4 protein-coding genes are annotated in these 2,562 nt (G+C 65.1%); 2 read left to right on the top strand and 2 right to left on the bottom strand.

Annotated elements, in window-relative coordinates:
* Together pdxY and EN742_RS31365 are read right to left on the bottom strand one after the other, a co-directional pair.
* On the bottom strand, positions 1-710 hold a 710-nt coding region (gene pdxY / locus EN742_RS31370), incomplete at its 3' end, for a pyridoxal kinase PdxY (RefSeq protein ID WP_128333690.1).
* Between the two features lie 12 nt (positions 711-722).
* Positions 723-974, bottom strand: a complete 252-nt coding sequence (locus tag EN742_RS31365) for a hypothetical protein (protein ID WP_126057563.1) — start codon at positions 972-974, stop codon at positions 723-725.
* Between the two features lie 164 nt (positions 975-1,138).
* Between EN742_RS31365 and EN742_RS31360 the strand changes: the two genes are divergently transcribed.
* On the top strand, positions 1,139-1,777 hold the full coding sequence (locus EN742_RS31360; protein ID WP_126057564.1) for a LemA family protein: 639 nt from the start codon (positions 1,139-1,141) through the stop codon (positions 1,775-1,777).
* A 226-nt stretch (positions 1,778-2,003) separates the two neighbouring features.
* Positions 2,004-2,562: YgcG family protein (locus EN742_RS31355; protein WP_148670388.1), on the top strand; the 559-nt coding region annotated here is incomplete at its 3' end.

Below are 2,562 nucleotides of genomic sequence, written 5' to 3'. Positions count from 1 at the left end.
GGCTGGCCGGAGAGGATGCGCGCCAGATAGACGGCGGCCGTCAGGTCGCCCAGCCCGTTCGGCGGCTTGTCGATGAGGCGGTGCTCGGCAAGCAACGCCTGCCTGGAATCGAGCAGGAGGTTGCCGGTACCGCCGGCCATCATCGAAGGCGCGGAGGTGACCAGCATGGTCGAGGGACCGGCGTGAAGGGCTGCCGCCATCACCGATTTCAGGTCGGCAAGCGGTGCCCCGGCCATCCATTCCAGCTCGTAGCGGTTGGGCGTGGCGATGTCGGCGATCGGCATCAACCGGTCGCGCAAGGCCGCCGCTGTCGGCTCCGGCACGTAGAGCCCGCCGGAATCGCCCATCACCGGATCGCAGATATAGAGGGCGTTCGGCGTCCTCTCCCGGACGGCGGTGACCAGCGAGGCGACGGCCTCGGCCTGGCCGGCCTCGCCCAGATAGCCAGACAGCACCGCGCCGACCTCGCCCAGCCAGGGCGCGCGCTCGAGATCGGCCATCAGCGCCTTGAACTGGTCGAGCGGCGGCACGATGCGGGTTGCCCGGCCGTGGCCTGGATGCCAGGGCAGGACGATGGTCGGCACCGCCCAGACCGGGAAGCCCAGTGTCTCCAGCGCAAAAACGGCGGCGCGGTTGCCGACAGAGCCGCGCGCGACATGGCTGGAGATGACGATGACCGCGCGCGGCGCGCCGGCTTTTTCAGCATTCATGGATGTCCGGTCCTAACCGCCACGCGTGGCGAAATACACCAGCCAGGCCAGCAGGCCGAAGGCGATGACGAGCCCCAGCACCCTGCCGATGCGGGTGCCCCAATAGTCGATCCGGTCCGAACGGTCGGCGTCCGCGGCGTTGACATGGTCGCGCGCGCCTTTCGCCGCCCGGGCGATGAACGACGTGCCGCCCGGGTTCGTCTCCCGCTCCACGCGCTCGAGAATACGGCGCGATTCTTTGTCGCTGTCCTGGCGCTCGGCCATGGCAATGTCCTGTTCAGCCGGGACCTTAGCCTGTTCGCCCGGCCATTCACAGGGCCTGCCTGCAGGGCAGCGGGATGGCAGTGGAAGCTTTCCGGCCGGGTCATTTTCTTGCACGCGGATTGTGGTAATGCTTCGCGTGCAACTTCCGACGAGGGACCCAAATCATGCTTGCCCAGAGCCTCTCTTCCCCCTCCATCTTCCGCCATCTGCCGGCCATTCTGATGATGGCCATCGTGCTGCCGCTGCTTGCCGGCTGTGGCTACAACACCATCCCGACGGCGGAGGAAAACGCCAAGGCGGCCTGGAGCGAGGTGCTGAACCAGTACCAGCGCCGCGCCGACTTGATCCCCAATCTGGTCGAGACGGTCAAGGGCTATGCTGCGCATGAGAAGGACACGCTGGACGCCGTGGTCGAGGCGCGCGCCAAGGCGACGCAGATCACGGTGACGCCGGAAACGCTGAAGGATCCCGAGGCCCTCAAGAAGTTCCAGGATGCCCAGGCCGGGCTGACCAGCGCGCTGTCGCGGCTGATCGCGGTGTCGGAAGCCTATCCCGACCTCAAGGCCAACCAGAACTTCCTGGCGCTGCAGGCGCAGCTCGAAGGCACCGAGAACCGCATTGCGGTGGCGCGCCGCGACTACATCCAGGCGGTCAAGGATTACAATTTGACGCTGAAGACCTTCCCGTCGGTGTTGTGGGCGACCTTCTGGTTCCGCAGCAACGAGCCCTTCGCTAACTTCACCGTGGAGGAAGACAAGATGCAGCCGCCGAAGGTCGATTTCGGCACGAAGCAGGGCGGTTGAACGACGAGTTAGTTTACCGAGCTTGCCAGCCTTGCGTTCCTTCGCGCCCCCCGCTGTCCTGCCGGACATCTCCCCCCCTGGGGGGGAGATTGTTCGTCGCGTTCGCCTTCGCCATTCCCCAACGTCTGAAAGGGAGGGCTGGTGGTCGAGCCGTCAATCTTCCCCCAAGTGGGGGAGATGTCCGGCAGGATATAGGGGCGCGCGCCAGAACGCCTTCGTTGGCGTCTTGCTGAGCTTCGTCTGCTTCCTCCTCCTCCCTCTCACCGCCTTCGCCGCCGATCTGCCCGCGCTCACCGGTCGCGTCGTCGACAATGCCGGTATCATCGACGCTGGAACAAAAGCCGCGCTGACGAAAAAACTCGCCGATTTCGAGAAGAAGGGCTCCGACCAGATCGTCGTCGCAACCATCCCCAGCCTGGGTGGCGAGGAGATCGAGCCTTACGCCAACCGGCTGTTCCGGTTCTGGAAGCTCGGCCAGGCCAAGGAGAACAACGGTGTCCTGCTCGTGGTGGCGCCGAACGATCGCAGGATGCGCATCGAGGTCGGCTATGGGCTGGAAGGCACGTTGACCGACCTGCACACCAAGCTGATCATCGAGAACGACATGGTGCCGGCCTTTCGCGCCGGCGATTTCTCCGGAGGCATAACCAAGGCCGTCGACGACATGATCATGGTGCTGGAAGGCAATCCGGAGGAGCTGGAGGCGCGCGGCAAGCGCAACGAGCAGGCGCCATTCAATTCAGACGATTTGTTCTTCTCGATCTTCATCGCAGTCTGGATCACCA

Source organism: Mesorhizobium sp. M4A.F.Ca.ET.020.02.1.1 (assembly GCF_004022645.1).
In the GTDB taxonomy this organism is placed as follows: domain Bacteria; phylum Pseudomonadota; class Alphaproteobacteria; order Rhizobiales; family Rhizobiaceae; genus Mesorhizobium.
Note: the sequence above shows the minus strand (reverse complement) of the source record. Positions and strands in the feature narration are given on the sequence as shown.

Coding starts and splice junctions, on each gene's coding strand:
- EN742_RS31365 (WP_126057563.1), bottom strand. CDS start 974: ATGGCCGAGCGCCAGGACAGCGACAAAGAATCGCGCCGTATTCTCGAG.
- EN742_RS31360 (WP_126057564.1), top strand. CDS start 1,139: ATGCTTGCCCAGAGCCTCTCTTCCCCCTCCATCTTCCGCCATCTGCCG.